Genomic DNA, 6,622 nt, shown 5'->3' with positions numbered 1-6,622 from the left:
CCTAAGGCCGCCAACGACCAATTCTTGCTCAGCCTCGTCGGGCAACGCAACGGATGGTGTGGACGAGGCGCGGCCCGCCACGGCCGTGCCGCGAACCGGTCTCGCCACGGTCCAAAAATACGCTACCATGACCTCAGCGCGCCTCAAGTCGCGCAGATGCAAGAGTGAGGAAACGACATGAGGATGAGAAGCGGAACGGCGATCGCCGGAGTCGCGGCGCTCGCGGTGGCGGGGATGGCCTTGACCACGGCATGGGCCCACGGGCCGACCCGGCAGAAGGTGCGGGAATCCATCGAGATCAACGCGGCTCCAGCCAAGGTGTGGGCGGCGATCGGCAATTTCCAGGACATAGGCTGGCTCCCGCCGGTGACCAAGACCGAGGGCGACAAGGGCAATGAGATCGGCGCGACGCGCAAGCTGACGCTGACGGGAGGCGCCACCGTCGACGAGGAACTCTACAAGTTCGACGCCGCCGCGATGACCTATTCCTACCGGATCACCCATGTGGACGTGAAGGTGCTGCCGGTCACCAACTATTCCTCGACGCTGACGGTGACGCCGAGTGCCGACGGCAAGGGCGCGACCCTGGAATGGGCCGGCGCGTTCTACCGCGGCTTTCCCAACAACGATCCGCCGCCGGAGTTGAGCGACGAAGCCGCGGTGAAGGCGGTGAAGGGGCTCTATCAGGCGGGCCTCGAGGCGCTGAAGAAGAAGGTCGAGAGCGGAAGCTGACGGTGCGTATCCCGATCCTGGCGGCGCTCGCCGCCAGCCTTGCCGGGCTCGGCAGCGCGTCCGCCGAGGAGGCGTTCGTCACCAACCAGCTCAGCGACGATCTGATGGTCGTGGACCTCGCAACTGCGCATGCGGTGGCGACCATCCCGATCGGCGGCAAGCCGGCGGGCGTGGCCGTCAGCGCGGACGGGCGTTTTGCCTATGTGACGAGCCCGGACGCCAAGGCGGTGACGGTGGTGGACGCCGCAACCCGGCAGGTTGCGGGGCGGATCGAGGTCGGCGGCGGGCCGCTTGGCATCGCTGTCGCGCCTGACGGCCGCACCGTCTATGTCGCCGACTGGTATGCGGCGGCGGTGCGGGTGATCGACGCGGCGAGCCGCAGCGTTACGGCCAGTATCGCAGTCGGCGCTTCGCCGTCGGGCCTGGCGGTGACGCCCGATGGCAAGCTGCTGCTCTCGGCGGATCGCGACGACGACAGCGTCTCGGTCGTGGACACCGCGACGCGCCAGCGCAAGGCGATCATCAAGGTCGGCACCCGCCCGTTCGGCGTCACCATCGATGCCGAGGGCAAGCGTGCCTACACCGCCAATGTCGGCTCCGACGACGTCTCGGTGATCGACATCACGGATGGCCGCGAGATCGCCCGCGTGCCGGTCGGCATGCGTCCCTATGCGGTGGCGCTGACGCTGGGCCGCGGCTTCGTCACCGATCAATATGGCGGCACCGTCAGCGTATTCGACCTCGCGACCCTGAAGCCAGTCAAGCGCATCAACGTCGGCGACTATCCCGAAGGCATCGCCGCGACGGCAGACGGCAAGCGCATCATCGTCGCCTGCTGGGAGAGCAACACGCTGGATATCATAGACGCTGCCGAGCTGAAGGTGATTGGCGAGGTCAAGACCGGCGACGGCCCCCGCGCGTTTGGGGCGTTTTTGCGCAGGACCGAGTAGGGGCGTGTAGGGTGGGTTAGCGTCAGCGTAACCCACCTCTTCTCTGTCCGCGCGGAAACCAAAGAGGTGGGTTACGCCTTCGGCTAACCCACCCTACGACTACGGCACAGCGCATCCGCAATCTCATCCATCCGCTCGAACGTGTAGTCCGGCCCGAGCGCCCGCAGCGCCGCCGGCGCTGCATAACCCCAGCACACCGCGCCGCAGGAAATCCCCACCGCGCGCGCCGCCTCGATATCGCGGACCTCGTCGCCGACTGCGATGACGCGGTCGGGCGCCACGTCCGCGCGCCGGAGGACCCGGCGGAATTTCGCGGGCTTGCCGAACAGCGATGCCGCGCAGTCGAAATGCGAGAATAGCGCAGCGGCCGGCCCAAGCTTCTCGCGCGCGTTGGCTTCGCTGTCGGAGGTCACCAGCGCGAGTTGCACGCCGTTATCGGCCAGTGTTTGCAGCATCGGCTCGACGCCAGCGAACAGCGAAATCTCCGCCGCCGCCTCCGCCTTCAACTGTCGCGCATGCCGCGCGATCGCCGGCAGCTTCCACAGCGGCACCTCGAGCCGGCTGAGGATTTCACGTGTCGAAGCATGCCGCAGCCCCTCGACATCCTCCTCCGCGACGCGACGAAAGCCGAAGCGATCGGCGACGTCGTTGATGGTGCGGAGGAACCACGGAAAGCTGTCGGCCAGCGTGCCGTCGAGGTCGAAGATGGCGAGGGAGTAGGGCATGGAGGAGGGATCGTGCCGGACGGACCGTGCATCATGCGCGCTGGCGATGCGCTGACAGATGCCATCGAAGATGCTATATTGCGTCCACAGAGGTGACAGATGTCGGAGCTGCTGACAAGAATTACGGTCAATCCGGAGCGGATGCACGGACGCCCCTGTATTCGCGATTTGCGCATCACGGTCGCCGACATCCTGGGACTACTGTCTGCCGGACAGTCGCGCGAGAGCATCCTTGAGGACTATCCGTATCTGGAAGCTGCCGATATCGACGCAGTGCTGGCCTATGCTGCCCGTCAGGTCGATCATCCCATCATAGCGGCGAAGTAGCTTGCTTTACCTGATCGACGCTCAGCTTCCACCTGCACTCGCGGAAGCCATGCGTCGAGCTGGATATGATGCGGTTCACGTCGCCGAGGTCGGAATGGCAAATGCGACCGACGGCGCGATTTGGAATGAAGCCATTGCTCGACCGGCGGTTCTCGTGACAAAGGACCGTGACTTCTCACTTTTGCGCGCAGCAAAGAGACAGGGGCCGATCGTGTTGTGGGTTCGGGTAGGCAACATCGACAATCGGGCGCTGATGCGGCAGTTCCTGGGCGCCATGCCGCAAATTAGCGAAGCCATCGCGCGCGGCGAGGCCGTCATTGAATTCGTTGGTAGCTAACAGGCTCAGCGCAGCTTGCGGACATGAACATTGATGTCGAGATCGATGTTCTTGACGCAGGTCTGGGTCGTCCGATGCGAGCCGCCCTCATGCCAGCGGCCATCGCGCGCACGGGCATTACTGACATTGACCAGTTTCAGGCATCGCCATTGCGGCAGCGGTCCGCTGCTTTCGCCGTCGAACTGCCAAGCTAGCACAGCCTCGCCATCGCTCTTGTCAGTGCCGATGATATGCGGGCAAAGCTCCCGATAGCGACCCTCGTACACGCAGGTCACCTGCTGCTCGGCGAGAATGGCGTCGCGAAAGAGGGTATAGGTTCGGGTCGGCATGGAGATCACTCCACGGTGCTTAATCCCGGCCGCTCAAGCCGACGGAGATCACTCCGCCGCCTCGCTCGTGCTCCGCCGCTTCGGCTTCCTTGCCTTCTTCAGCACCGGCGCCAGAAACTTCCCCGTATAGCTCCGCGGCGCCTTCGCAATATCTTCCGGCGGGCCCCAGGCGACGATCTCGCCGCCGCCGTCGCCGCCTTCGGGGCCGAGGTCGATGACCCAGTCGGCCGTCTTGATGACTTCGAGATTGTGCTCGATGACGACGACCGTGTTGCCTTGCGCGACCAGCTCGTGCAGCACTTCCAGCAGCTTCTTGACGTCGTGAAAATGAAGTCCGGTGGTCGGCTCGTCCAGGATGTAGAGCGTGCGGCCGGTAGCGCGCTTGGACAGCTCTTTTGCGAGCTTGACGCGCTGGGCTTCGCCGCCGGAGAGCGTGGTGGCTTGCTGGCCGACATGGATATAGTCGAGGCCGACGCGGTGCAGGGTCTGGAAGGTTTCGCGCACGCGCGGGACCGCCTTGAAGAATTCGGCGGCTTCCTCGACGGTCATGTCGAGCACGTCGGCGATGCTCTTGCCCTTGAACAGGACTTCGAGCGTCTCGCGGTTGTAACGCTTGCCCTTGCAGACGTCGCAGGTGACGTAGACGTCGGGCAGGAAGTGCATCTCGATCTTGATGACGCCGTCGCCCTGGCAGGCCTCGCAGCGGCCGCCCTTGACGTTGAACGAGAAGCGGCCGGGCTCGTAGCCGCGCGCCTTGGCTTCGGGCAGGCCCGCAAACCATTCGCGGATCGGCGTGAAGGCGCCGGTATAGGTCGCCGGATTCGAGCGCGGGGTGCGGCCGATCGGAGACTGGTCGATGTCGATGATCTTGTCGATATGCTCCAGGCCCTCGATGCGGTCGTGCGGCGCTGCGCCCTCGCTGGCATTGTTCAGCTTGCGCGCGATGGCCTTGTAGAGCGTGTCGATCAGGAGCGTCGACTTGCCGCCGCCGGAGACGCCGGTAACGGCCGTGAACAGGCCGAGCGGAATTTCCGCCGTGACGTTCTTGAGGTTATTGCCGCGCGCGTTCACCACCTTGATGGTGCGGCGATGGTTCGGCGGGCGCCGCTCCGGCACCTCGACCTCGAGCTCACCGGTCAGGTATTTTCCGGTCAGCGATTTCGGGTTGCTCATGATCTCGGCGGGCGTGCCTTCGGCGACGATGTGGCCGCCATGCATGCCGGCGCCGGGGCCGATGTCGAGCACGTAGTCGGCGAGGAGAATGGCGTCCTCGTCATGCTCGACCACGATCACGGTGTTGCCGAGGTCGCGCAGCCGCTTGAGGGTGTCGAGCAGGCGCGCGTTGTCGCGCTGGTGCAGGCCGATCGAGGGCTCGTCCAGCACGTAGAGCACGCCCGTCAGGCCCGAACCGATCTGCGAGGCCAGACGGATGCGCTGGCTCTCGCCGCCGGAGAGCGTCCCGGAGGAACGCGCGAGGGTGAGATAGTTGAGGCCGACGTCGAGCAGGAAGGTCAGGCGCTCGCGGATCTCCTTCAGGATGCGTCCGGCGATCTCGTTCTGCTGTGCGTTCAGCGCCTCCGGCACCGTCTCGAACCAGGCGCCGGCGCCCTTCACGGACATCTCCGAGATCTCGCCGATATGCTTGCCGCCGATCTTGACGCAGAGCGCCTCGGGCTTCAGGCGGAAACCGTTACAACCGCCGCAGGGCACGTCGTGGAAATATTTTGACAGCTCCTCGCGCGCCCACTCGCTCTCGGTCTCGCGATAGCGGCGATTGATGTTGGTGATGACGCCTTCGAACGGTTTTTTGGTGTCGTAGGAGCGGACGCCGTCCTCGTAGGAGAACTTGATCTCGTCCTCGCCGGAGCCATGCAGGATCGCGTTCTGCGTCTTCTTTGGCAGATCCTTCCATTTGGCGGCCAGCGTGAACTTGTAGTGCTTGCCGAGCGCCGTCAGCGTCTGCACGTAATAGGGCGACGACGACTTGGCCCAGGGCGCGATCGCGCCCTTGCCGATGGCGAGCTCCTTGTCGGGGATGACGAGATCCTCGTCGACATGCTGCTCGACGCCGAGACCGCCGCAGGCGGGGCAGGCGCCGTAGGGATTGTTGAACGAGAACAGGCGCGGCTCGATCTCGGGGATGGTGAAGCCGGAGACCGGGCAGGCGAATTTTTCCGAGAACAGAATGCGCTCGGGTCCGCTCTTGTCGTGGATTTTTGCGGTCTTCTTCTTTTCTTTTTCTTCGGCCGGCGCCGCCGCGGCCGGTGCGTCGGCGTATTCGATCACGGCCAGACCCTCGGCGAGCTTCAGCGCGGTCTCAAAGCTTTCGGCGAGGCGCTGGCCGATATCGGCGCGCACCACGATGCGGTCGACGACGACGTCGATGTCGTGCGGGAATTTCTTGTCGAGCGTCGGTGCTTCCGCAAGCTCGTGGAACGTGCCGTCGATCTTGACGCGCTGAAAGCCCTTCTTGAGCCATTCGGCGAGCTCCTTGCGGTACTCGCCCTTGCGGCCACGCACGACCGGCGCGAGCAGATAGAGGCGGGTGCCTTCCGGCAGCGCCAGCACGCGGTCGACCATCTGCGAGACGGTCTGGCTCTCGATCGGCAAGCCCGTGGCCGGTGAATAGGGCACGCCGACGCGCGCCCAGAGCAGGCGCATGTAGTCGTAGATCTCGGTGACGGTGCCGACGGTCGAGCGCGGGTTCTTCGAGGTCGTCTTCTGCTCGATCGAGATCGCCGGCGACAGGCCGTCGATCTGGTCGACGTCAGGCTTCTGCATCATCTCCAGGAACTGGCGCGCATACGCCGACAGCGACTCGACGTAGCGGCGCTGCCCCTCGGCGTAGATGGTGTCGAAGGCGAGCGAGGATTTGCCGGAGCCGGAGAGGCCGGTGAACACCACCAGCTTGTCGCGGGGAATCTCGACGTCGACGTTCTTGAGGTTGTGCTCGCGCGCGCCGCGGATTGTAATTGCGTGCCGGCTGGAGCCTGCGTTCTGCTGTTGGCGCTTCGCCTTGATCACTTCATCCATCCGGGTTGCCCTCAAGGAATCCCAAAGGTGCGCGATCGCGCCAACGAAAAGGCGCGCTTCGCCCGGAACCGGGATCGGCGCCGATGGGGTTGTCAGCGAACGTAGGAAGAACGAGGACGGATTTCCAGTGGGACTTGCGAATCGTCAACGGTTTGTTGGCGCGCTGGCGGGACGTGGCAGTAGCGGAGG

General features: G+C 64.9%; 7 protein-coding genes. 4 read left to right on the top strand and 3 right to left on the bottom strand.

What is annotated here, in order from left to right:
* Window positions 1-177 precede the first annotated feature (177 nt).
* Both IVB29_RS38295 and IVB29_RS38290 read left to right on the top strand, forming a co-directional pair.
* Window positions 178-732 carry an SRPBCC family protein gene (locus IVB29_RS38295; protein WP_247508605.1) on the top strand — a complete coding sequence of 185 codons (555 nt, stop codon included), beginning with the start codon at window positions 178-180 and terminating at the stop codon, window positions 730-732.
* A gap of 2 nt (window positions 733-734) precedes the next feature.
* Entirely contained in the window at window positions 735-1,682 is a 948-nt protein-coding gene (locus tag IVB29_RS38290; RefSeq protein ID WP_247508604.1) for a cytochrome D1 domain-containing protein, read from the top strand.
* Window positions 1,683-1,765: 83 nt separating this feature from the next.
* On the opposite strand, the gene IVB29_RS38285 is transcribed toward IVB29_RS38290, so the two are convergent.
* A complete protein-coding gene (locus IVB29_RS38285; RefSeq protein ID WP_247508603.1) occupies window positions 1,766-2,407 on the bottom strand; it encodes an HAD family hydrolase in 642 nt (213 codons plus the stop codon).
* Between the two features lie 99 nt (window positions 2,408-2,506).
* Between IVB29_RS38285 and IVB29_RS38280 the strand changes: the two genes are divergently transcribed.
* Together IVB29_RS38280 and IVB29_RS38275 are read left to right on the top strand one after the other, a co-directional pair.
* Entirely contained in the window at window positions 2,507-2,734 is a 228-nt protein-coding gene (locus IVB29_RS38280) for a DUF433 domain-containing protein (protein WP_247508602.1), read from the top strand.
* A 1-nt stretch (window position 2,735) separates the two neighbouring features.
* Window positions 2,736-3,071 (top strand): DUF5615 family PIN-like protein, encoded by a 336-nt coding sequence (locus tag IVB29_RS38275; RefSeq protein ID WP_247508601.1) that lies wholly within the window; start codon window positions 2,736-2,738, stop codon window positions 3,069-3,071.
* Window positions 3,072-3,076: 5 nt separating this feature from the next.
* Here IVB29_RS38275 and IVB29_RS38270 read toward each other — a convergent pair whose 3' ends face one another.
* Together IVB29_RS38270 and uvrA are read right to left on the bottom strand one after the other, a co-directional pair.
* Window positions 3,077-3,400, bottom strand: coding sequence for a hypothetical protein (locus IVB29_RS38270; protein ID WP_247508600.1), 324 nt, complete (start codon window positions 3,398-3,400; stop codon window positions 3,077-3,079).
* Window positions 3,401-3,448: 48 nt separating this feature from the next.
* Window positions 3,449-6,433, bottom strand: a complete 2,985-nt coding sequence (gene uvrA / locus IVB29_RS38265) for an excinuclease ABC subunit UvrA (protein ID WP_247508599.1) — start codon at window positions 6,431-6,433, stop codon at window positions 3,449-3,451.
* Between the last annotated feature and the right edge of the window lie 189 nt (window positions 6,434-6,622).

Origin of the sequence: Bradyrhizobium sp. 1, from assembly GCF_023073315.1 — a bacterium.
Classification (GTDB): domain Bacteria; phylum Pseudomonadota; class Alphaproteobacteria; order Rhizobiales; family Xanthobacteraceae; genus Bradyrhizobium.
The sequence above is the reverse complement of the archived record's forward strand: the minus strand, read 5'-3'. Positions and strand labels throughout refer to the sequence as shown.